This window comes from Streptomyces sp. NPDC031426, assembly GCF_055581585.1.
Window position 1 is genome coordinate 345,135 of record NZ_JBVIJE010000009.1, and the last position, 22,034, is coordinate 367,168.

Here is a 22,034-nt window from a genome sequence, read left to right on the forward strand (position 1 = left end):
TCCTCCCTGCTGTGACGGAACCCACCCACGAAGAGGCCCACGGGGCCGCGCTCGGCTCGCGGCTGAACTGGCTGCGGGCCGCGGTGCTCGGCGCGAACGACGGCATCGTCTCCACCGCGGGCATCGTCGTCGGCGTGGCGGGCGCCACCCAGAGCCGGTCCGCCCTGCTCACCGCCGGACTGGCCGGCCTGCTCGCCGGGTCGATGTCCATGGCGGCCGGCGAGTACGTCTCCGTGTCCACCCAGCGCGACTCCGAGGTGGCCGCGCTGGCCGTGGAGAAACGGGAACTGCGGGAGCAGCCGGAGGCCGAGCTGCAGGAGCTGACCACGCTGCTGGAGGAGCGTGGGCTGTCCCACGAGGTGGCCCGGGAGGCCGCCGAACAGCTCACCGCGCGGGACGCGCTCAGGGCCCACGCGCGCGTGGAGCTCGGTATCGACCCGGAGGACCTCACCAACCCCTGGCACGCGGCCTGGGCGAGCTTCCTGGCCTTCACGGTGGGCGCGCTGCTGCCGCTGCTGGCCATCGTCCTGCCCCCGGCCGGCTGGCGGCTGGGCGTGACCGTCGTCTCCGTCCTGGCCGCGCTCGTCCTCACCGGCTGGATGAGCGCGAGGCTCGGCGCGGCCGACCCGAAACACGCGGTGCTGCGCAATGTGGTGGGCGGGGCGCTGGCGATGGGGGTCACCTACGCGGCGGGCAGCCTGCTGGGCGCGGTGGGGGTCTGATACGTGGCCGGGGACCCTGGGCGCGCGGGCCGGGCCGGCGACGGCGTACCGTGAGCTGCGCTCGACCACCCCCCGAGCACCCGGTACCGACCCGCACGAGAAGGACCCTCGCCATGCGCGCCACCACCATCCACGCCCCGTACGACATGCGCGTGGAGGACGTCCCCGAGCCCGTGGCGCAGCTGCCCACCGACGCCGTGGTAAGGGTGCTGCGCGCCTGCATCTGCGGCAGCGACCTGTGGGCCTACCGGGGCGAGGCGGCCCGGCAGCCGGGGCAGCGCATCGGGCACGAGTTCCTCGGGATCGTCGAGGAGACCGGCTCCGAGGTGAGCACCGTCCGGCGCGGTGACCTGGTGGTCGCGCCGTTCATGTGGTCCGACGGCGTCTGCGACTACTGCCGCGAGGGCCTGACGACGTCCTGCGAGCACGGCGGCTTCTGGGGCTCCGTCGGCTACGACGGCGGCCAGGGCGAGGCCGTGCGCGTGCCCTTCGCCGACGGCACCCTCGTCCAGCTCCCCAAGGACGCGGCCGCCGACGACCACCTGCTGTCCGCCCTGCTGACCCTCTCCGACGTCCTCGGCACCGGCCACCACGCCGCCCTCGGCGCGGGCGCCCGCCCCGGCGCCACGGTCGCCGTCGTCGGCGACGGCGCGGTCGGCCTGTGCGCGGTCCTCGCCGCCAAGCGGCTGGGCGCCGAGCGGATCATCGCGCTCGGCCGGCACGAGGTCCGCACCGACATCGCGCGCCGCTTCGGTGCCACCGACGTCGTCGCCGAGCGCGGCGACGCGGCCGTCGAGGCCGTCCGTGAGCTCACCCGCGGCCAGGGCGCGCACGCCGTCGTCGAGGCCGTCGGCACCGAGCAGTCCATGCGGACCGCCGTCAACATCACCCGCGACGGTGGCGCGATCGGCTTCGTGGGCGTGCCGCACGGCAGCGGCACCGGCCTCGACCTCGGCGTCATGTTCGACCGGAACATCGCTCTGCGCGGCGGCGTCGCCCCGGTCCGCGCCTACATCCCCGACCTGCTGCCCGACGTCCTGGACGGCACGATCGACCCGTCGCCGGTGTTCGACATGACCGTCGACATCGAGGGCGTGCCCGCGGGCTACAAGGCGATGGACGAGCGCACCGCCCTCAAGGTCCTGGTCACGTGCGACCGGTGACCCGCTAGGTCCAGCGGATCGGCAGTGGCAGCGCCGTGAGCAGACCCGAGACCGCGACCACCGCGCCCAGCGCGATCAGCTCGGCCCGCGCGGGCGGGTACGCGGTCAGCGGGTCGGCGGCGCGGCGCAGCCGGATCCGCGCCCACAGGGCGAGCAGCGCGACGACGGTGACCAGGATCACCTTGGCCAGCAGGGTGCGTCCGTACGCCGTCGTCGTCAGCTGGTCCAGGATCGTGGCCGACGGCATGCGGCGCAGCGAACTGCACAGGCCCGTCGCGGTGATGGCGGCGAGCAGGACGGCCGCCACGCGCGCGTAGCGGCCGAGCAGCGCGGCACCGGCCGGATCGGCGGGCCACAGCCTCAGCAGCCGCAGGGCGTGCAGCAGACCGCCGGTCCACAGCGCCGCGCACGTCAGGTGCACCAGTGTCAGACCCGAGCCGGCCAGCGGGCTCTGCTCGGTCGTCGGGTGGGCGCGCAGCGCCTCCGCGACCACCACCGCGGCCAGCGGCCACACCTGGGCCGCCGGACGGCGCAGGAATGCGCACAGGGCCGCCAGCAGAAAGGCGTTGACCTCCAGCAGGGCCAGCCTGCCGTCGCGGGAGCCGTACAGGCCGCCGACGTCGATCTGGCCGAGGCGGTGCGGGATCAGATTGCCGGCGGACACCACCGAGGCGAGCGCCAGCGCGGCGACGAAACCGGCGGCGGTCGCGAACAGCGCCCAGCTGCACGGCCGTTCGGGCGGGACGCCGGGCAGGCGCCGGGCGAGCCGGTGCACGAACAGCTCACCGAGGGGCACGCTCAGAGCGGCGAACACCACCGCGCGCAGCAGCCCGATGCCGCCGACCCCCGGCGCGGCGGCCTCCCCGGTGCCGTGCAGCGCCGCCGACGGCCCGAGCAGGGGGATCAGGGCGCCCAGCGCCACCAGGACCAGGAGCGCGACGGCCCGGCCGGTGCCGGACCGCCGCGCCGAGCCCTGGTCGTCGGGCGCCTCGGCGGTCGGTCGTGTCAAGCCCACCCCGTGATCTTCGCCAGCCGCCGCAGAACCGGGCAAGTCCCGGAAAACAACTGGCAGTACGGAATTCCACGCATACATACGTTTCCGGCCGCCCCCGCACTCACGTGTCTCCGGCCGCCGGCACTCACCGCCAGCGGGCGCTGTCCGACCCCCACGGCAGCGGAGGCCGCGCCCAGTCGGCGGGGCCGCCCGCGAAGGACACCGGCGGCAGCGCGTGCCGCAGCCGGCCGAGCGGGCTGTCCGTCTCGGCCAGCCAGGCGTCCGGCCCCGCGTACGGCGCACCCGTGGCAGCGGTCGGCCGGATCCCGCCGGTCAGCCAGTGCGCGGTCCTGGCCAGCGCCAGCCGCACCGACCGGCCGCCCCCGTCGTACGACTGCTCGGTCAGCGCCCGCAGGACGGCCGCCGCCAGCAGATAGCCGGTGCCGTGGTCCAGCGCCTGCGCGGGCAGTGCACCCGGCTCCCCGGCCGAGCCCTCGGTCGCGGCGATGCCGGTCGCGACCTGCACCAGGCTGTCGAAGCCGCGCCGCCCGCCCCAGGGACCGTACGCGCCCCACGCCGAGACCTGCGCCACGACCAGTCCGGGCCGGCGCGCGGCCAGTGCCTGCGGCGAGAGCCCGAACCGGTCGAGGGCGCCCGGCCGGTAGCCGGTGACGACGACGTCCGCCGCGGCCAGCAGTTCCTCGAAGGCGGCGCGGTCGGCGGTGAGGTCGAGCGTCGCCGACCGCTTCCCGAAACCCGTGTCGGCGTGCTGGTCGGGGAGTTCGGGCAGCCAGGGGGCGTCCACGCGGAGCACGTCCGCGCCGAGCAGGGCGAGGGTGCGGGTGGCGACCGGGCCGGCGAGGACCCGGGTCAGGTCCAGCACGCGCAGCCCGGCGGCGGGCAGCAGGGGAGCGGCGGCGGGATCGAGCGGGCTGAGCACGCGCGCGTGTGTGGAGCCGAGGCGCTCGCGCTCGACCAGCGGGCGTGCAGCGACCTCGGCGGCCTGCTCGGTGGCCGCCCACTCCTTCGGGGTGCGCAGGGCCACCGCGAGGCCGCCGGCGCCGTACACCGCCTGCTCGACCGCCACCGCGGACCGCTCGGCGAGCCGGCCGGCCACCGCCTCCGGCGTGGCGTCCGCCGGCAGGCCCAGCGCGTGGAGCAACCGAGCCCGGTGGTGCGGGTAGTTGGCGTGGGTGCGCACCCAGCCGTCGGCCGTCCGCCAGAACCGCGACAGCGGCGCGAAGACGACCGGTGCCCGCCCGTCGACCAGCAGGTGCCGTTCACTGTGGAAGGCGGCCGCCACGGCGCCGTCGTCGACCCGGACGGCGGGCACCTCGGCGAGTCCGGCCCGGCGGGCCGCCAGTTCGGCGGCGGCCAGCGCACAGACCCCGACGCACGTGCGCGCCAGCTCCCGCACGGGAAGCCGCGCCGGAAGCGCGCCGGGGCGCCCGACCGTCGTCACCCGGGAGACGAGGGCGGAGTCGCCGCCCAGTGCGGACCATGCCACCTCGATGTCAGCAGTCATGACCACACTATGCATTATTGATCGATCAATATTGATCGAATCAACTCGTGGTACGGGCTACTCGACCGCGCGCAGTGCGTTGACGACGCCGAAGCCGTAGAAGCCGTTGACGCGCTTGCCGCCGGCGCAGGTCGCGTCCACGACCCCGTCACCGTTGCCGTCGTAGGGCTCGCTCGGGCAGCCCGGGTTGTCCGCCTCGGCCTTCAGCAGGGCCTGCAGCTGGGCCGGAGTGGCGTTCGGATGGGCGGACTTCAGCAGCGCGGCCACCGCGGCCACGTGCGGGGAGGCCATTGAGGTGCCCTGGAGGAAGCCGTACTGGCCGTTCGGCAGCGTGGACAGGATGCGGCCGTTCTTCGACGGCGTGTCCGGGATCTGGTACTTGTCGCCGCCCGGCCCCGCCACGTCGATCACGCCCCGGCCGTAGCTGGAGTAGTAGGACTTGGCGCCCTTCACGCCCACCGCGCTCACCGTCACCACACCGGGCAGCTGGGTCGGCACGTCGAAGCACTCGTGCGGATCGACCGTGCGGGTCGTCGACGTCGAGTCGTCGGGGCTGGAGGCGTCCACGAGCGCGTGCGAGTCCAGGTCGTCGTTGGAGTTGCCCGCGGAGGCCACATTGAGCGTGCCCTTGCTCTGTGCATACAGCTGGGCCCTGTTGACCGCGTCGACGATGGCCCGTTGATCCGGATCGTCCATGCAGTTGTACAGCCACGGATCAACGTAGTAGCTGTTGTTGGTGACCTGGATGCCGTGGTCGGCGGCGAACACGAAGGCGCAGACCACGCTCTCCGGGTAGAACAGCTGCGTGGAGTCCGGCTGGGCCACGGTGATGCTCGCGACCTTCACGCCCGGTGCCACGCCGGCCACGCCAATGCCGTTGCGGGCCGCGGCTATCTCGCCGGCCACATGGGTGCCGTGGTAGTGGGCGGCGTCCGCCGGGCGCCAGGCGCCGTACGTCGTGTCCGCCTTGCCGCTCACGCAGTTCGCCGACTGGGAGGCGGAGAAGTTCGGGGCGATGTCCGGATGGGTGTCGTCCACGCCCGTGTCGATGACACCGACGGTCACACTGCTGCTGCCCGGGTCGATCCGCGCGGCCCGGTCGGCGCCGATCGCCCGCAGGTCCCACTGGTCCGCCTCCAGCGGCTCCTCGCCCGGGGCCGCGGCCTGGGTGAGCCTCGCGGCCTCCGCCTTCGACAGGACCTGCACCGCGCCCTCGTCGGTCGTCCCCGCAGCGCTCAGCGGCGCGGTACGCGTGGCGCCCGCCGAGTCCACCCCGCGCACCGCGCGCATCCGCGCGGCGAAGTCCGCCTTCGCGGAGTGGGCGACGATCACGCCGATCCTGTCGTAACTGGCCACGACCGAGCCGCCGTTGCGCAGGATCTCCCGCTGCACGGACTCGATCGTGCCGTGATCCGTACGGGTGTTGACCACGTACGCGAGGTTCGGTCCGTCGTCCGCCACCCGCGCCGCCCTGGCCGCGGCGGGCGCCGCGGAGGCCGCCGTCGGCAGGAAGCCGAGCGAGGCGGTCAGCGACAGCACGACGGGCACGGCGAGCGCGAGCCGGCGTCTGGAACGCAGATGAACCATGGGATCTCCACATCATCCGGATACGAAACCGCCCGAGACACAGATGGTGCCCGGGCAGGTGCATGGCGAGTGGTGCAGGCAGAAGCTATCCCCACGGCTCACCGCTCGGCAATGACTTGGCAATGCCTCGACAAGACCGCTTGCGAAAGAACTCATAGGACTTGAACCGGTCCTCGCGTGGCGCCGTGGACCTTGGGCAGGGAGCGCCAGCACGATCGAGCTCCCCGTTCGTCATTGCTTCCGCAACGCGAGGAGACCCCGTGGCCACCGAGACACCGCCCCCCGCCACACCGGGGGCCCCACTTCCCTCCACCGAGGAGTTCGCCGAGGTGCAGCAGAGCGCGGAGTTCGGCGAACTGCGCCGCGCCCACCGCTCGTTCGTCTTCCCGCTGGCCGTCGCCTTCACCGCCTGGTACCTGCTGTACGTGCTGCTCTCCAACTACGCGGGCGGCTTCATGGGCACCAAGGTGGCCGGCAACGTCAATGTGGCCCTCGTCCTGGGCCTCGCCCAGTTCTTCACCACCTTCCTCATCGCCTGGTGGTACGCACGGCACGCCGCCACCCGGCTCGACCCCAAGGCGGAGGCCATCAAGTCCCGGATGGAGGGCGGCGCATGAGCCCCGCGATCACGCTGGCCGCCGGCGAGGCGAGCGACCACCGGACGCTGATCATCACCCTGTTCTCGGTGTTCGTCGCCGCGACCCTCGTCATCACCGTCTGGGCCGGCCGCCAGACGAAGAACGCCGCCGACTTCTACGCCGGCGGACGCCAGTTCACCGGCTTCCAGAACGGACTCGCCGTCTCCGGCGACTACATGTCCGCCGCGTCCTTCCTCGGCATCGCCGGCGCCATCGCCCTGTTCGGCTACGACGGCTTCCTGTACTCCATCGGCTTCCTCGTCGCCTGGCTCGTCGCCCTGCTCCTGGTCGCCGAACCCCTGCGCAACTCCGGCCGCTACACCATGGGCGACGTGCTGGCCTACCGCATGCGCCAGCGCCCGGTCCGCACGGCCGCCGGCACCTCCACCATCGTGGTCTCGATCTTCTACCTGCTGGCCCAGATGGCGGGCGCGGGTGTCCTCGTCTCGCTCCTGCTCGGCATCACCAGCGACGGCGGCAAGATCGGCATCGTCGCCCTGGTCGGCCTGCTGATGATCGTCTACGTCACCATCGGCGGCATGAAGGGCACCACCTGGGTCCAGATGGTCAAGGCGGTGCTGCTGATCGCGGGCGCTCTGCTGCTGACCTTCCTGGTCCTGCTGAAGTTCCACTTCAACGTCTCCGACCTGCTCGGCAAGGCCGCCGACAACAGCGGCAAGGGCTCGGCGTTCCTGGAGCCCGGTCTGAAGTACGGCGCCACCGGCACCACCAAGCTGGACTTCATCTCGCTCGGCCTCGCCCTGGTCCTGGGCACCGCCGGCCTGCCGCACATCCTGATCCGCTTCTACACGGTCCCGACCGCAAAGGCCGCCCGTAAGTCGGTCATCTGGGCGATCGGCCTGATCGGCGCCTTCTACCTGATGACCCTCGCCCTCGGCTTCGGCGCCGCCGCGCTGATCAAACCGGACGAGATCATCGCCTCCAACAAGGCGGGCAACACCGCGGCACCCCTGCTGGCGCTGCATCTCGGCGGCGTCGACTCCAACTGGGGCGCGATCCTGCTCGCCACCATCTCGGCCGTCGCCTTCGCGACGATCCTCGCTGTCGTCGCGGGCCTCACCCTGGCCTCGTCGTCCTCCTTCGCCCACGACATCTACGCCAACGTCATCAAGAGGGGGCAGGCCACCGAGAGGCAGGAGGTCGGCGCGGCCCGCTGGGCGACCGTCGGCATCGGCGCGGTCTCGATCGTCCTCGGCGCCCTGGCCCGCGACCTGAACGTGGCCGGCCTGGTCGCCCTCGCCTTCGCGGTCGCCGCCTCCGCCAACCTGCCGACCATCCTCTACAGCCTGTTCTGGAAGCGGTTCACCACCTCGGGCGCCCTGTGGTCGATCTACGGCGGCCTGGTCACCGCGGTCGGCCTGGTGCTGTTCTCCCCGGTGGTCTCCGGCAGCCCGGCCTCGATGTTCCCCGGCGTCGACTTCCACTGGTTCCCGCTGGAGAACCCCGGCATCATCTCCATCCCCGTCGGGTTCCTGCTCGGCGTCGTGGGCACCCTGCTGTCCAAGGAGGTCCCGGACGCCGGCAAGTACGCCGAACTGGAGGTGCGGTCCCTGACCGGCACCGGAGCACACTGAGATTCGTACGACGGCCGCGTCGTGGGGGGCTGTACGGTCCTACGACGCGGCCGTGTCGTACCTCGTCGGATCGGGCCGCTGTCGTTGTCAGTGGTGTCACGTAGGCTCGCAGGTGACGGAAAATGAGTGATCCGGGATCTAGGGAGGGGGCCCACGTGCTCATCGACACCTACGGCCGGGTGGCCACCGACCTGAGGGTCTCGCTGACCGACCGCTGCAATCTGCGCTGCACGTACTGCATGCCCGAGGAGGGCCTGCAGTGGCTGGCCAAGCCCGATCTGCTCACCGACGACGAGATCGTCCGCCTCGTCGACATCGCCGTGCGCATGCTCGGTATCGAGGAGGTCCGCTTCACCGGCGGCGAGCCCCTGCTGCGCCCCGGCCTGGTCGGCATCGTCGAGCGCGTCGCGGCCCTCACCCCCCGCCCGCAGACGTCCCTCACCACCAACGGCATCGGCCTCAAGCGCACCGCGACCGCGCTGAAGGCGGCCGGTCTGGACCGGGTCAACGTCTCCCTGGACACCCTCCGCCCCGCCGTCTTCAAGACCCTGACCCGCCGCGACCGCCACAGGGACGTCCTCGAAGGCCTCGAGGCCGCCCGCGAGGCCGGTCTGACCCCCGTCAAGGTCAACTCGGTCCTGATGCCGGGCATGAACGACGACGAGGCCCCCGACCTGCTGGCCTGGGCCGTGGAGCACGACTACGAACTTCGGTTCATCGAGCAGATGCCACTGGACGCCCAGCACGGATGGAAGCGCGAGGGCATGGTCACCGCCGGGGACATCCTGGCCTCCCTGCGCACCCGCTTCGACCTCACCCCCGAGGGCGCCGACGAGCGCGGCTCGGCCCCGGCGGAGCGCTGGCTGGTGAACGGCGGCCCGCACCGGGTCGGCGTCATCGCCTCGGTCACCCGCCCCTTCTGCGCGGCCTGCGACCGCACCCGCCTCACGGCCGACGGGCAGATACGCACCTGTCTCTTCGCGACGGAGGAGACGGACCTGCGCGCAGCGCTGCGCAGCGACGCTCCCGACGAGGAGGTCGCCCGCATCTGGAAGCTGGCGATGTGGGGGAAGAAGGCGGGAGCGGGCCTGGACGACCCGTCGTTCGTCCAGCCGGACCGACCGATGTCGGCGATCGGCGGCTAGGCGTCCTCGGGATCCTGCCAGTCGGCGAACTTCACGACGTCCTTCAGGAAACCCCGCACTCCGAGGAACTGCGAAAGATGCTCGCGATGCTCCTCGCACGCGAGCCACGTCTTGCGCCGCTCCGGCGTGTGGATCTTCGGGTTGTTCCACGCCAGCACCCACACTGCAGCGGCACGGCAGCCCTTGGCGGAGCAGATCGGCGTCTCGTCACTCACGGGTTCGTCTCGGGTTCGTCGTGCAGAAGGGGCCTGAACAAGGCGACGCCGAGCAGCCACGGGGGGAGCTGCCCGGCGTCGGTCCGTCGCTCCGACGGGGGATGCGGAGCGCGTACGCAGTATGTCACGGCTACCCCGCCGCCCGGCACTGGAACTACACGATCCATCTGAGCTTTTCTTGAGCTTGACGGGCGACGGCATTCCGCTTCCGGCGTATCCGCAACGGTCACATCGGGTCCGACCGCTCACCACCCGCCGCCGTCGGACGAGCCGCCGCATCCTCCGGAACGGATTCCGCCTGCGCCTCCTCCGCCCGCGGCGGCGTGATCATCGGCCGCGTCGGCGCGGTGATGAACGTGGAGGGCAGGGACGGCGGCCGCTCCCGGCCGGCGTTCGCGATCACCACCGCGATATAGGGGAGCAGCGCCCCGGCGACGAGCGCCACGACGGCGATGTACCGCTCGACGTTCCACAGGGAGACCGCGAGGATCACCGACACCGTGCGGATCGTCATCGAGATGACGTACCTGCGCTGCCGGCCCCGTACGTCCTCGGCGAGTCCCGTCCGGGCTCCGGTGATCCGGAACACCTGGACGTTGCCGCCGTGCTGTTTCCGCATCGCATTCCACCATCCGCCCACATCGGCTCGCCCCAACCCTTTACGTTACGCCGCGGCTGCGCAGCCCACGAGACCGGGTCGCCCGCTGCCTGCGGCAACGCCACCGGCCGTACCGCGCACGGGGGAACCCGACATGCGCCGTACGGACCACCGACCCACACTTGCCGTAATGCTCACGTCGAGCCGTACGAGGAGGCAGCCATGGGCTGGTTGTGGGCGATCATCGTGGGATTCGTGCTGGGCCTGATCGCCAAGGCGGTCATCCCGGGCAAGCAGCACAGCCCGCTCTGGCTGACCACCATCTGTGGCATGCTCGGCGCCATCGTGGGCAACGCGGTCGCCCGCGCCGTCGGCGTGGCGCAGACCCGCGGCATCGACTGGACCCGGCACGCCTTCCAGCTCGTGGCGGCGATCATCATCGTCGCAGCGGTGGACGCCCTGTACATGGCGACGCTGGGCAAGCGGAAGCAGGAGAGGGTCGGGGCGTGAGATCTCGCTGAGCGGGGGCGCCCCGAATGGGGCGCGGGGCTGCGTTCCCCCCGCCCCACACGGCGCTAAGCGGAAACGACCTCCACCGCGGCCAGGTTCTTCTTCCCCCGCCGCAGCACCAGCCACCGCCCGTCCAGCAGATCCTCGGACGAGGGCACCGCGTCCTCGGAGCCGACCTTCGCGTTGTTCACGTAGGCCCCGCCCTCCTTCACGGTCCGCCGCGCGGCGGACTTGCTGGCGACGAGCCCGACCTCGGCGAACAGATCGACCACCGGACCCAGCTCTGCGACCTGGATGTGCGGGACCTCGGAGAGCGCCGCGGCCAGCGTCCGGCCGTCCAGCTCCGACAGCTCGCCCTGCCCGAACAGGGCGCGCGACGCGGCGATCACCGCGGCCGTCTGGTCCGCGCCGTGCACCAGCGTCGTCAGCTCCTCGGCGAGCGCACGCTGCGCGGCCCGGGCCTGCGGCCGCTCCTGTGTCTGCCGCTCCAGCTCCTCGATCTCCTCCCGGGACTTGAAGCTGAAGATGCGCAGGAACTTCGAGACGTCACGGTCGTCCGCGTTCACCCAGAACTGGTAGAACGCGTACGGCGTCGTCATCTCGGGGTCGAGCCAGACCGTGCCGGACTCGGTCTTGCCGAACTTGGTCCCGTCCGCCTTGGTGATCAGCGGCGTACCGAGCGCGTGCACCACGGCGTCCTGCTCGACCCGGTGGATGAGGTCCGTGCCCGACGTGAGGTTGCCCCACTGGTCGCTGCCGCCCGTCTGCAGGGCGCAGCCGTACCGCCGGTAGAGCTGCAGGAAGTCCATGCCCTGCAGGATCTGGTAGCTGAACTCGGTGTAGCTGATGCCCGCATCGGAGTTCAGCCGCCGGGAGACGGCCTCCTTGGCGATCATCTTGTTGACCCGGAAGTGCTTGCCGATGTCCCGCAGGAACTCGATGGCCGACAGGCCCTGGGTCCAGTCCAGGTTGTTGACCATGACAGCGGCGTTCGGCCCGTCGAAGTGCAGCAGCGGCTCGATCTGGGCGCGCAGCCGGTCCACCCAGCCCGCCACGGTCTCCGGCGCGTTCAGCGTGCGCTCGGCCGTCGGCTTCGGGTCGCCGATGAGACCCGTGGCACCGCCGACCAGCGCCAGCGGCCGGTTACCGGCCTCCTGGAGGCGACGCATCGTGAGGATCTGCACCAGGTTGCCGAGGTGCAGGCTGGGCGCGGTCGGGTCGAAGCCGCAATAGAACGTGACGGGGCCGTCCGCGAACGCCTTGCGCAGTGCGTCCTCGTCCGTGGAGAGGGCGATGAGCCCACGCCACTTCAGCTCGTCGACGATGTCCGTCACGGTTCTCGTGTCTCCTTGATGATCTTCGGGCAGCCGGGTGACACCCGACCACGAACGCCTACGAGGTTATACGCCCTGGCTGACAGAGCTCATGTTGAAATCAGGGATCCGCAGCGCCGGCATCGCGGCCCGGGTGAACCAGTCGCTCCACTCGCGCGGCAGCGTCTTCTCCGTACGGCCCGCCTCCGTGGCCCGCCGCAGCAGGTCGACCGGCGACTCGTTGAACCGGAAGTTGTTCACCTGCCCCGTCACCTCGCCGTTCTCCACGAGGTAGACGCCGTCCCGGGTCAGACCGGTGAGCAGCAGCGTGGCCGGGTCCACCTCGCGGATGTACCACAGACAGGTCAGCAGCAGCCCGCGCTCGGTGCCCGCGACCATGTCCTCCAGGGAGCGGTCGTTCCCGCCGTCCAGGATCAGGTTCCCGAGGACCGGGGCGACCGGCAGCCCGGTCAGACCCGCGCTGTGCCGGGTGGTCGTGAGGTGCTTGAGCACACCCTCGCCGATCCACTCCGTCGTGTGGGTCGGCAGCCCGTTGTCGAACACGGACTGGTCCCCGCCGGAGGAGTGGGCGACCACGAAGGGCGGGCACTCAAGGCCCGGCTCGTTCGGGTCGCTGCGCAGGGTCAGCGGCAGCTCGGTGAGCCTCTCGCCGACACGCGTGCCGCCGCCCGGCTTCGAGAACACCGTCCGGCCCTCGGCCGCGTCCCGGCCGGACGCCGACCACAACTGGTAGATCAGCAGGTCCGCGACGGCCGTGGGCGGCAGCAGCGTCTCGTACCGGCCGGCGGGCAGCTCCACGCGCCGCTCGGCCCAGCCGAGCCGTACCGCCAGCTCGGCGTCGAGGGCACCCGGGTCGATGTCCTTGAAGTCCCGCGTGGAGCGGCCCGCCCACGCCGAGCGGGTGCGGTCGGGCGACTTGGCGTTCACCTCCAGCGTGCCGGTGGGCTGGTCGTGCCTGAGGCGCAGCCCGGTGGACGTGCCCAGGTACGTCGAAACCAGCTCGTGGTTGGCGAAGCCGTACAGCTCACGGCCGCCCGCACGCGCGCGTGCGAACGCCTCGCCGAGCGCCGGGGCGAAGTCGGCGAACACCGCGGAGGAGGTCTCGGCGGGCGCGTCCGTGAAGTCCGGCGACTGCGCCACCTCGCCGACCAGCGGCTGCGCGTCCTCGGCGGGCCCCGCTCCGCGCGCCGCGGTCTCGGCGGCCCGCACCAGCGGCTCCAGCTCCTGAGCGGTGACCGCCGAGCGCGACACGACACCGGAGGCGGTGCCCTCCTTGCCGTCCACGGTCGCGATCACGGTGAGCGTACGGCCGCGGGTCACGCCGTTCGTGGTGAGCGCGTTGCCCGCCCAGCGCAGGTTGGCCGTGGAGTACTCGTCCGCGATGACGACACAGCCGTCGGCCCGGGACAGCGCGAGCGCCTGCTCGACGATCTCGTGCGGCTTGTTCGTACGGGCGCTCATCGACCGGCCTCCTGCGTGGTGTTCAGAATGTTGATGCCCCTGAAGAGGGCGGACGGGCACCCGTGCGACACCGAGGCCACCTGCCCCGGCTGGGCCTTGCCGCAGTTGAAAGCGCCGCCGAGGACATAGGTCTGCGGACCGCCGACCGCGGTCATCGAGCCCCAGAAGTCGGTCGTGTTCGCCTGGTACGCCACGTCCTTCAGCTGACCGGCGATCCGCCCGTTCTCGATCCTGAAGAAGCGCTGCCCGGTGAACTGGAAGTTGTACCGCTGCATGTCGATCGACCAGGAACGGTCGCCGACCACGTAGATGCCCCGGTCGACACTCCCGATCAGGTCCTCCGTGGACAGCCCCGCCGGGTCCGGCCGGAGCGAGACGTTGGCCATGCGCTGCACCGGCACATGCGCGGGGGAGTCGGCGTACGCGCACCCGTTGGACCGGTCGAAGCCGGTGAGCCGGGCGATCCGCCGGTCCAGCTGGTAGCCGACCAGCGTGCCGTCCTTCACCAGGTCCCAGGACTGCGCCTCGACGCCCTCGTCGTCGTACCCGACGGTCGCCAGGCCGTGCTCGGCGGTGCGGTCGCCGGTGACGTTCATCAGCTCGGAGCCGTAACGCAGCTTGCCCAGCTGGTCGAAGGTGGCGAAGGAGGTGCCGGCGTAGGCGGCCTCGTAGCCGAGCGCCCGGTCCAGCTCCGTCGCGTGCCCGATGGACTCGTGGATGGTCAGCCACAGGTTGGACGGGTCGACGACCAGGTCGTACAGCCCCGGCTGCACGCTCGGCGCCCGCATCTTCTCGGCGAGCAGCTCCGGGATCCGCTCCAGTTCCTGGTCCCAGTCCCAGCCGGTGCCGGTCAGGTACTCCCAGCCCCGGCCGACCGGCGGCGCGAGGGTCCGCATCGAGTCGAACTCGCCGCTGGACTCGTCCACCGACACCGCGGTCAGCTGCGGATGCAGCCGCACCCGCTGCTGGGTCGTCACGGTCCCGGCGGTGTCGGCGTAGAACTTGTTCTCGTGCACGGTGAGCAGGGAGGCGTCCACGTGGTTGACGCCCTTCGCGGCCAGCAGCCGTGCGCTCCAGTCCGCCAGCAGCGCGGCCTTCTCCTCGTCCGGCACGGAGAACGGGTCGATCTCGTACGACGACACCCACGTGCGGTCCGCGTGCACCGGCTCGTCGGCCAGCTCCACCCTTTCGTCCGACCCGGCCGCCTTGATGACCTGCGCGGACAGCTTGGCCATGGCCACCGCCTGCGAGGCCACCTTGGCGGCCGCGTCCATGGTCAGGTCCACACCGGAGGCGAAGCCCCACGTACCGCCGTGCACGACCCGCACCGCGTACCCGAGGTCGGTGGTGTCCGAGGACCCGGCGGGCTTGGCGTCCCGCAGCCGCCAGGACGCGTTGCGCACCCGCTCGAACCGGAAGTCCGCGTGCTCGGCCCCGAGCGCACGCGCGCGTGCCAGGGCGGCGTCGGCGAGGGACCTTAGCGGAAGCGCCGTGAAGGCTTCGTCGATGGAATGGGGCACGGAGGTCTCCCTGCTGTCGTGGCCTGTCGGTCCGATCATGTCGCGGGAGCGGCCCGGCGGACCACACGTTTCGCGCCCGGACCGAGCGGTTCTGTAGGGACCCGACAGTGACTCCCGCCCGCCACTGTCGGTGCCCGATTGCCCACGGGCCCGGCCGTACCGATAGGTTTTCGATGAAGCCGCCTGTCATCCAGGTGTCCGGGCGGGTTGTCCGACATCTGCAGACCGCTATCGAAAGGGTGATCCGTTGAGCCGCTCGGTTCTCGTCACCGGAGGAAACCGGGGCATCGGCCTCGCCATCGCCCGCGCGTTCGCCGACGCCGGCGACAAGGTCGCGATCACGTACCGCTCGGGTGAGCCGCCGGCCGCCCTGACGGAACTGGGCTGCCTGGCCGTCAAGTGCGACATCACCGACCCGGAGCAGGTGGAGCAGGCCTACAAGGAGGTCGAGGAGCAGCACGGCCCGGTCGAGATACTGATCGCCAACGCCGGTGTGACCAAGGACCAGCTCCTGATGCGCATGTCCGAGGAGGACTTCACCTCGGTCATCGACACGAACCTCACCGGCACCTTCCGTGTGGTCAAGCGCGCCAACCGCGGCATGCTGCGCGCCAAGAAGGGCCGCGTCATCCTGATCTCGTCCGTCGTCGGCCTGCTCGGCTCGGCGGGCCAGGCGAACTACGCCGCCTCCAAGGCCGCCCTCGTCGGCTTCGCGCGCTCCCTCGCCCGTGAGCTGGGCTCGCGCAACATCACCTTCAACGTCGTCGCGCCCGGTTTCGTCGACACCGACATGACCAAGGTGCTCAGCGACGAGCAGCGCCAGAACATCGTCTCGCAGGTGCCGCTCGGCCGTTACGCGCAGCCGGAGGAGATCGCCGCGACGGTGCGGTTCCTCGCCTCGGACGACGCCTCGTACATCACTGGAGCCGTCATCCCCGTTGACGGCGGACTGGGAATGGGTCACTGATCACCATGAGCGGAATCCTCGAGGGCAAGCGCGTCCTGATCACCGGCGTGCTGATGGAGTCCTCCATCGCCTTCCACGCGGCCAAGCTGGCCCAGGAGCAGGGCGCGGAGATCATCCTGACGGCGTTCCCGCGGCCCACGCTGACCGAGCGCATCGCCAAGAAGCTGCCGAAGCCCACCAAGGTCATCGAGCTGGACGTCACCAACGACGAGCACATGGGTCGGCTGGCCGACGTCGTCGGCGAGGAGCTGGGCGGCCTCGACGGCGTCGTGCACTCCATCGGCTTCGCGCCGCAGGACGCGCTCGGCGGCAACTTCCTCAACACGCCGTTCGAGTCGGTGGCCACCGCCATGCACGTCTCGGCGTACTCCCTGAAGTCGCTCACCATGGCCTGCCTGCCGCTGATGCAGAACGGCGGCTCGGTCGTCGGCCTGACCTTCGACGCGCAGTTCGCCTGGCCGCAGTACGACTGGATGGGCCCGGCCAAGGCGGCCCTGGAGGCCACCAGCCGGTACATCGCCCGTGACCTGGGCAAGCAGAACATCCGCTGCAACCTGATCTCCGCGGGCCCGATCGGCTCCATGGCCGCCAAGTCCATCCCGGGCTTCGGCGAGCTGGCCTCCGTCTGGGACACCCGCGCCCCGCTGGAGTGGGACCTGAAGGACCCGGAGCCGGCCGGCAAGGGCATCGTCGCCCTGCTGAGCGACTGGTTCCCGAAGACGACCGGCGAGATCATCCACGTCGACGGCGGTCTGCACGCCATCGGCGCCTGATCCTCGTACCCTGACGCCCCGTTTCCCGCAGCGCGGGGAGCGGGGCGTCACCCGTTCGGCCCACCTGCCGGGCGCCGCGCGGCCCGGGCGGCTCACCCTGGATTGAGCGTTCACCCCACGCGTCCCTCCCCAGCCCGGCCGAGGAGGTCCCGTTGTGCGCCTGTCCCGAAGCCTGGCCCCGGTGACCGTGGCCGTGGCCCTCGTGCTCCTCCTGCCGTACGACGCGATGCCCTACGCGCGCGTGGACCACGGAAAGCCCCCCGCGCCGAGCTTCGGGGCCACCTGCCGTACGACCGTCCACGGCTCCCATGTGGTGGCGTACTGCCACAATCCCTATGTCGACACCGATCGCGTGCGTCTGCACATCGAGTGCGCCCGCTGGTGGGACATCGACACCGACAGCGCACCCGTGGACACCGGACCCGCCATGACCGTACGGCTGACGGGCCGGTGCTGGAAGGAAGTCCGCTCGGTGTGGATCAGCCACCAGAACGAGCACTGAGCGGCTCGATCAGTCACCGGAAGGGGCGCTGAACCGGCCCGGGCGGCACAGGAACGGATAGCTCGCGGCCTCGGCCGCCGCCGCCTCGGCGTCCCCGGTGCGGATCGCGTCCACCAGACGCGTGTGGTCCATGTACGTCTCCGGAGTCAGCTCCGCGCCCACGTCCGCGCGCAGCCAGTCCCGCAGCACCTCGCTCAGATCGGCGTACATCGCGGTGATCACGTCGTTGTGGGAGGCGGCCACGACGGCCAGGTGGAAGGTGGCGTCGGCGGTCACGAAGGCCTCCGCCTCGCCGGTCTCCCAGGCCACCTCGCGCCGGTCCAGCAGCGCGTCCAGCTGCTTGAGGTCCTTCTCGGTGCGCCGCTCGGCGGCCAGCTTCGCGGCGGCCGACTCCAGCGCGGCGCGCAGTTCGGCGATGTGCCGGGGGTCGGCGTCGGCGAACCGGCGGTGCATCACGCCGGCCAGCTCGCTCGTCGCCACCACATAGGTGCCCGAGCCCTGCCGGATGTCCAGCAGCCCGTTGTGGGCGAGCGCGCGGACGGCCTCGCGGACGGTGTTGCGGGCGACGCCGAGCTGCTCGACCAGTTCCGGCTCCGTCGGGATGCGCGCGCCGACCGGCCACTCGCCGGAGGTGATCTGGTTGCGCAGTTCTGCGATGACCTGCTCGGACAGCGCCGAACGGCGCGGGTGGCTCAGGGGCATGGCACACCTTCGCACGCGAGGCCCGGACGGGGACGCCCCGGGGCCGGAACACGGAATGGACAACCAATCATCCCATGATTCTATGATGGGTCTCATGGCATGTGAGGAAACCCGGACAGCGGAGACCCGTACGGCGATGTCACCGACCGAACCCGGTACGGCCGCCACGACGAGCAGCCTCGAGACGACCCCCGGCGCCGCCCGCACGCGCGCGTGGGCGGTCCGCCTGGTCGTCGTCGGCATCGTCCTGTCCGCGCTGAACCTCCGCCCGGCCATCACGAGCCTCGGCGCGCTCCTGGAGGAGGTCCGCGGCGGGCTCGGCATGAGCGGCAGCGTGGCCGGCGTGCTCACCTCCGTGCCTCCGCTCTGCTTCGCGGTCTTCGGCGTCACCGCGCCCCGGCTGGCCCGCCGCTTCGGACCGGCCGCCGTGGTGTGCGCCGGCATGGCCGCCATCACCGCCGGCCTGCTGATACGGCCGTTCGCCGGCAACACGGCCGGGTTCCTGGCCGCCAGCGCGCTCGCCCTCATGGGCATCGCCGTCAGCAACGTGCTCATGCCGGTCATCGTCAAGCGCTGGTTCCCCGACCGGGTCGGCTCCATGACCGGCCTGTACTCGATGGCCCTCGCCCTCGGCACCTCCCTCGCCGCCGCGGTGACCGTGCCCCTGACCGACGCCCTCGGCGGCAGCTGGCGGTCCGGCCTCGTCGTGTGGGGCGCCCTCGCGGGCGCCGCCGTCCTGCCCTGGCTGCCGCTCGTCCGGGAGCGTGGCGGCGAGGCCGCGACCGCGCCGCGGACGGGGCAGCGGGAGCGCGCGGAGCAGCAGCGTAGGGAGACGCAGTACGGGGACGTACGGCGCACGGATACACGGCAGGCGGGGGACCGGCGGGCGGGGGCGGCGGTACAGCACGCGCCGCTGCGCATCACCCGCAGCCGCACGGCCTGGGCGCTCGCCGTCTTCTTCGGCCTCCAGGCCACCGCCGCCTACATCACCATGGGCTGGATGCCGCAGATCTTCCGCGACGCCGGTGTCCCGGCCGGCACCGCGGGCGTGCTGCTCGCCGTCACCATGGTGATGGGCGTGCCGCTGGCCTTCGTCATCCCGCGGGTCGCCGCCCGGCTGTCCCACCAGGGGCCGATCGTGCTGGTCCTGGGCGTGTGCGGGCTCGCCGGATACGCGGGCCTGTACTTCGCGCCGGCCGCCGGAGCCTGGGCCTGGGCGCTCCTGCTCGGCGTCTCCAACTGCGCCTTCCCGCTGGCCCTGACGATGGTCGGCATGCGGGCCCGGAGCGGGCCGGGCGTGGCCCAGCTGTCCGCTTTCGCACAGAGCACCGGCTATCTGATCTCCATCCCCGGCCCGCTGCTGGTCGGCGTGCTCTACCAGCAGAGCGGCGGCTGGGGCCTGCCGATCGCCCTCATGACGGGCCTGATGCTGCCGCAGATGCTGGTGGGCTTCCTGGCGGGCCGCAACCGCACGGTCGAGGACGAGGCGACCGCACGCTGACCTGGGGGTCGGGCCGCGGGGCGGGACGCACCGGCCGCCCCGGCCGACCCCCGCGGAGCGGAGGGTGCGAGACTGGGCGCATGCAGCCTGTGCTCGACCCGAACCCGCAGAACGGCCAGAAGAAGATGCTGATCGTCTTCGGCTCGTTCTTCGCCATCTTCGTGATCATCGCCGTCATCGCGACCCTCGCCTCCCCGTGACGGCCGCGTCCCGGCCCGCGTCTTCGGGCGGATGGTGGGGTTAGCTCCACCATCCCCTAGGGGGAAAGGGTCAGGGTCAACTGGGTGGAAGTCCGGATGGGTTGGCCGCCCCGGATTCCGTAGCTTCGAGATGTGACCGCACGACCCGGTCACGGACCCGCTCGAAGACCCACGGAGGCGATCATGTCGGCCCGCACCCACTCCCGGCCCCACCCGGCGACCACGGGCGGCGTCGACATCCGGCTGCCCTGGTGGGCCCTCGCCCTCCCCGCGCTCGCCTTCATCGCACTGCTGGCGCTGATACTGAACCCGTCGGACGCCCGCGCGGCGAGCGGCGACCCGGCGATCACGCACCTCTTCGAGCGCGCCCACCAGCTCCTGACGCGCTGACCAGGAGCCTCCGTACGCGATGAATCCGCATGTCAACTCCCTGCGCCGCATGGCCTGTTTCATGCGAAGCTGGGTCACATGAGCGCCGCAGAACCTCGCAGTATCGTCCTCCTCCGGCATGCGAAAGCCGACTGGCCCCAGGTGTCCGACCATGAGCGCCCGCTCGCCGAGCGGGGCCGCAAGGACGCCGCGGTCGCCGGACGCAAGCTGGCCGACACCGGCATCACCTTCGATCTCGCCCTGTGCTCCACCGCCAACCGGACCCGCGAGACCTGGAAGCTCGCCGTCCACGAACTGGCGCACCGGCCGAAGACCGTCTACGAGGAGCGGGTCTACGAGGCCTCGCCCGGCGAACTGATCGCCGTGCTGAACGAGACTCCGGACGACGTGCGGAACGTGATCCTGATCGGCCACAACCCGGGCGTCCACGGCCTGGCCGACATCCTGTCCGGCACCGCCGAGGGCGACGCCCGCGACCGGATGAACCGCCGCGGCTTCCCGGCCGCCGGTTTCGCGCTGCTGTCCTTCGACGGCCCCTGGAAGAGCCTGGAGCCGGGCGTGGCCACGCTCACGGACTACTGGGCGCCCGAGGAGTGACCCACCCATGCGGCGAGGGCCCGGCACCTGTGCGGTACCGGGCCCTCGCGCATCTCAGGCCTGCTCAGCCCTCGTCGTGCGTGTCGGCCGCCTCGACCTCTTCCCGGGTGACGCCCAGCAGATACAGGACCGTGTCGAGGAAGGGGAAGTTCACCGCCGTGTGCGCGGCCTCGCGGACCACCGGCTTGGCGTTGAAGGCGACGCCCAGACCGGCCGCGTTCAGCATGTCCAGGTCGTTGGCGCCGTCGCCGATCGCCACCGTCTGCGACAGCGGCACCCCGGCCTCCGCGGCGAACCGGCGCAGCAGCCGGGCCTTGCCCGCGCGGTCCACGATCTCGCCGGTGACCCGGCCGGTGAGCTTGCCGTCGACGATCTCCAGCGTGTTGGCCTGTGCGAAATCCAGGCCCAACCGTTCCTTCAGATCGTCCGTGACCTGGGTGAAGCCACCGGAGACGACCCCGACCTGGTAGCCGAGCCGCTTCAGCGTGCGGATCAGGGTGCGGGCGCCCGGCGTCAGCCGTACCTCGTTGCGCACCTTCTCCACCACGGAGGCGTCCAGCCCCCGCAGCAGCGCCACGCGCGCGTGCAGCGACTGCTCGAAGTCCAGCTCCCCGCGCATCGCCGCCGCCGTGACCTCGGCGACCTTGTCCTCGCAGCCGGCGTGCGCCGCGAACAGCTCGATGACCTCGTCCTGGATCAGCGTGGAGTCCACGTCCATGACCACCAGGCGCTGAGCGCGCCGGTGCAGGCCCGCAGCGACGACCGCGACATCGACACCCAGTGCCGCCGCGTCCGTGACCAGGGCCGTGCGCAGCGGCTCGGTCTCCACGCCGGAGACCGCGAACTCCACTGCCGTCACCGGGTACTTGGCGAGCCGGAAGATGCGGTCGATGTTGCCTCCGGCCTTCGCGATCCGGTCGGCGATGGCGGCCGTCGACTCGGCGGTCAGCGGATGGCCGAGGACGGTCACCAGCGAACGCCCGAGGCCGCGGGGCCGGTTGTCGCCGTGCCCCGAGATGATCTCCGCCTGCATCTTCATCGACTCGGCCCAGCTGTGCACGGTGGCCCTCAGATCGCCCTCCAGGCCGGCCGGCGGCTGCGTCACCAGCGCGCACAGCACCAGGCGGCCCCGGGTGACGACCTGCTCGATGTCGACCACGTCGACGAGATAGGCGGCGAGGGTGTCGAAGAGACCCGCCGTGATGCCCGGCCGGTCCTTGCCGAAGATCTTGACGAGGAGGGTGGGGACCTCGGGGGTCTGTTCAGCGGAGGTCTGCGAAGCGCTCATGGTGTCACCACCGTATCCGGCACCCAGTGCCGTCCGCCGTCGAGGTCCGACTGACGGACACGGAACAATGGATGTCGCGCCGGTGTCAGGGATCTTGCCACCGGGAG

At 71.6% G+C, this 22,034-nt stretch carries 23 protein-coding genes; 13 read left to right on the plus strand and 10 right to left on the minus strand.

Going from position 1 to position 22,034, the window contains the following annotated elements; genetic code table 11:
* Positions 1 to 11: 11 nt before the first annotated feature.
* Positions 12 to 722: a VIT1/CCC1 transporter family protein gene (locus tag ACZ5NH_RS21500; protein ID WP_451555500.1), complete on the plus strand. Its 711-nt coding sequence runs from the start codon at positions 12 to 14 to the stop codon at positions 720 to 722.
* Between the two features lie 113 nt (positions 723 to 835).
* The gene (locus ACZ5NH_RS21505; protein ID WP_468777360.1) at positions 836 to 1,885 is read left to right on the plus strand and encodes a zinc-dependent alcohol dehydrogenase family protein; all 1,050 of its coding nucleotides are present in this window, start codon (positions 836 to 838) and stop codon (positions 1,883 to 1,885) included.
* A 4-nt stretch (positions 1,886 to 1,889) separates the two neighbouring features.
* Here the strand turns inward: ACZ5NH_RS21505 and ACZ5NH_RS21510 are convergent, their stop codons facing one another.
* The 3 genes from ACZ5NH_RS21510 to ACZ5NH_RS21520 all read right to left on the minus strand — a co-directional run bounded on the left by ACZ5NH_RS21510 (position 1,890) and on the right by ACZ5NH_RS21520 (position 5,991).
* Positions 1,890 to 2,900 (minus strand): CopD family protein, encoded by a 1,011-nt coding sequence (locus ACZ5NH_RS21510; RefSeq protein ID WP_468777362.1) that lies wholly within the window; start codon positions 2,898 to 2,900, stop codon positions 1,890 to 1,892.
* A gap of 124 nt (positions 2,901 to 3,024) precedes the next feature.
* A complete protein-coding gene (locus ACZ5NH_RS21515; RefSeq protein WP_468777364.1) occupies positions 3,025 to 4,404 on the minus strand; it encodes a CoA transferase in 1,380 nt (459 codons plus the stop codon).
* A gap of 57 nt (positions 4,405 to 4,461) precedes the next feature.
* Positions 4,462 to 5,991 (minus strand): S8 family peptidase, encoded by a 1,530-nt coding sequence (locus tag ACZ5NH_RS21520; protein ID WP_468777366.1) that lies wholly within the window; start codon positions 5,989 to 5,991, stop codon positions 4,462 to 4,464.
* Positions 5,992 to 6,251: 260 nt separating this feature from the next.
* Here ACZ5NH_RS21520 and ACZ5NH_RS21525 point away from each other — a divergent pair, with 260 nt between their 5' ends.
* From ACZ5NH_RS21525 to moaA, 3 genes are all read left to right on the plus strand, one after another.
* Positions 6,252 to 6,608 (plus strand): DUF485 domain-containing protein, encoded by a 357-nt coding sequence (locus ACZ5NH_RS21525; RefSeq protein WP_468777368.1) that lies wholly within the window; start codon positions 6,252 to 6,254, stop codon positions 6,606 to 6,608.
* Positions 6,605 to 8,224, plus strand: a complete 1,620-nt coding sequence (locus ACZ5NH_RS21530) for a solute symporter family protein (protein ID WP_468777370.1) — start codon at positions 6,605 to 6,607, stop codon at positions 8,222 to 8,224. Before ACZ5NH_RS21525 ends, ACZ5NH_RS21530 begins: the two co-directional genes overlap by 4 nt.
* A gap of 155 nt (positions 8,225 to 8,379) precedes the next feature.
* Positions 8,380 to 9,369 carry a GTP 3',8-cyclase MoaA gene (moaA, locus tag ACZ5NH_RS21535; protein WP_451552059.1) on the plus strand — a complete coding sequence of 330 codons (990 nt, stop codon included), beginning with the start codon at positions 8,380 to 8,382 and terminating at the stop codon, positions 9,367 to 9,369.
* Here moaA and ACZ5NH_RS21540 read toward each other — a convergent pair.
* Complete coding sequence (locus ACZ5NH_RS21540) at positions 9,366 to 9,584, minus strand: hypothetical protein (protein ID WP_388634825.1); 219 nt, start codon at positions 9,582 to 9,584, stop codon at positions 9,366 to 9,368. The two genes, moaA and ACZ5NH_RS21540, sit on opposite strands and share 4 nt — an antisense overlap.
* A gap of 226 nt (positions 9,585 to 9,810) precedes the next feature.
* Positions 9,811 to 10,203 carry a DUF3099 domain-containing protein gene (locus ACZ5NH_RS21545; protein WP_468777371.1) on the minus strand — a complete coding sequence of 131 codons (393 nt, stop codon included), beginning with the start codon at positions 10,201 to 10,203 and terminating at the stop codon, positions 9,811 to 9,813.
* Positions 10,204 to 10,404: 201 nt separating this feature from the next.
* Between ACZ5NH_RS21545 and ACZ5NH_RS21550 the strand changes: the two genes are divergently transcribed.
* Positions 10,405 to 10,692 (plus strand): GlsB/YeaQ/YmgE family stress response membrane protein, encoded by a 288-nt coding sequence (locus tag ACZ5NH_RS21550; RefSeq protein WP_388634821.1) that lies wholly within the window; start codon positions 10,405 to 10,407, stop codon positions 10,690 to 10,692.
* A gap of 65 nt (positions 10,693 to 10,757) precedes the next feature.
* Here ACZ5NH_RS21550 and tyrS read toward each other — a convergent pair whose 3' ends face one another.
* The 3 genes from tyrS to ACZ5NH_RS21565 form a co-directional block, all read right to left on the minus strand.
* On the minus strand, positions 10,758 to 12,026 hold the full coding sequence (gene tyrS / locus ACZ5NH_RS21555; protein ID WP_388634819.1) for a tyrosine--tRNA ligase: 1,269 nt from the start codon (positions 12,024 to 12,026) through the stop codon (positions 10,758 to 10,760).
* A gap of 66 nt (positions 12,027 to 12,092) precedes the next feature.
* Positions 12,093 to 13,487: a metallopeptidase TldD-related protein gene (locus ACZ5NH_RS21560; RefSeq protein WP_468777374.1), complete on the minus strand. Its 1,395-nt coding sequence runs from the start codon at positions 13,485 to 13,487 to the stop codon at positions 12,093 to 12,095.
* The gene (locus ACZ5NH_RS21565) at positions 13,484 to 15,007 is read right to left on the minus strand and encodes a TldD/PmbA family protein (RefSeq protein WP_468777376.1); all 1,524 of its coding nucleotides are present in this window, start codon (positions 15,005 to 15,007) and stop codon (positions 13,484 to 13,486) included. Before ACZ5NH_RS21565 ends, ACZ5NH_RS21560 begins: the two co-directional genes overlap by 4 nt.
* A gap of 247 nt (positions 15,008 to 15,254) precedes the next feature.
* Between ACZ5NH_RS21565 and fabG the strand changes: the two genes are divergently transcribed.
* The 3 genes from fabG to ACZ5NH_RS21580 all read left to right on the plus strand — a co-directional run bounded on the left by fabG (position 15,255) and on the right by ACZ5NH_RS21580 (position 17,249).
* Entirely contained in the window at positions 15,255 to 15,974 is a 720-nt protein-coding gene (fabG, locus tag ACZ5NH_RS21570; RefSeq protein WP_450984958.1) for a 3-oxoacyl-[acyl-carrier-protein] reductase, read from the plus strand.
* Between the two features lie 5 nt (positions 15,975 to 15,979).
* Positions 15,980 to 16,747 carry an enoyl-ACP reductase FabI gene (gene fabI, locus ACZ5NH_RS21575; RefSeq protein WP_365721999.1) on the plus strand — a complete coding sequence of 256 codons (768 nt, stop codon included), beginning with the start codon at positions 15,980 to 15,982 and terminating at the stop codon, positions 16,745 to 16,747.
* Between the two features lie 154 nt (positions 16,748 to 16,901).
* Positions 16,902 to 17,249 carry a hypothetical protein gene (locus ACZ5NH_RS21580; RefSeq protein WP_388634811.1) on the plus strand — a complete coding sequence of 116 codons (348 nt, stop codon included), beginning with the start codon at positions 16,902 to 16,904 and terminating at the stop codon, positions 17,247 to 17,249.
* A 9-nt stretch (positions 17,250 to 17,258) separates the two neighbouring features.
* On the opposite strand, the gene ACZ5NH_RS21585 is transcribed toward ACZ5NH_RS21580, so the two are convergent.
* Positions 17,259 to 17,951: a FadR/GntR family transcriptional regulator gene (locus ACZ5NH_RS21585; protein WP_468777378.1), complete on the minus strand. Its 693-nt coding sequence runs from the start codon at positions 17,949 to 17,951 to the stop codon at positions 17,259 to 17,261.
* Positions 17,952 to 18,045: 94 nt separating this feature from the next.
* Between ACZ5NH_RS21585 and ACZ5NH_RS21590 the strand changes: the two genes are divergently transcribed.
* From ACZ5NH_RS21590 to ACZ5NH_RS21605, 4 genes are all read left to right on the plus strand, one after another.
* Complete coding sequence (locus ACZ5NH_RS21590; RefSeq protein ID WP_468777379.1) at positions 18,046 to 19,452, plus strand: CynX/NimT family MFS transporter; 1,407 nt, start codon at positions 18,046 to 18,048, stop codon at positions 19,450 to 19,452.
* Positions 19,453 to 19,532: 80 nt separating this feature from the next.
* The gene (locus ACZ5NH_RS21595) at positions 19,533 to 19,652 is read left to right on the plus strand and encodes an SGM_5486 family transporter-associated protein (protein WP_279617406.1); all 120 of its coding nucleotides are present in this window, start codon (positions 19,533 to 19,535) and stop codon (positions 19,650 to 19,652) included.
* Between the two features lie 183 nt (positions 19,653 to 19,835).
* Positions 19,836 to 20,042 (plus strand): hypothetical protein, encoded by a 207-nt coding sequence (locus tag ACZ5NH_RS21600; RefSeq protein WP_468777381.1) that lies wholly within the window; start codon positions 19,836 to 19,838, stop codon positions 20,040 to 20,042.
* Between the two features lie 78 nt (positions 20,043 to 20,120).
* On the plus strand, positions 20,121 to 20,639 hold the full coding sequence (locus ACZ5NH_RS21605; protein ID WP_388634803.1) for a SixA phosphatase family protein: 519 nt from the start codon (positions 20,121 to 20,123) through the stop codon (positions 20,637 to 20,639).
* A 64-nt stretch (positions 20,640 to 20,703) separates the two neighbouring features.
* On the opposite strand, the gene serB is transcribed toward ACZ5NH_RS21605, so the two are convergent.
* The gene (gene serB, locus ACZ5NH_RS21610; protein ID WP_388634801.1) at positions 20,704 to 21,927 is read right to left on the minus strand and encodes a phosphoserine phosphatase SerB; all 1,224 of its coding nucleotides are present in this window, start codon (positions 21,925 to 21,927) and stop codon (positions 20,704 to 20,706) included.
* Positions 21,928 to 22,034: the final 107 nt, after the last annotated feature.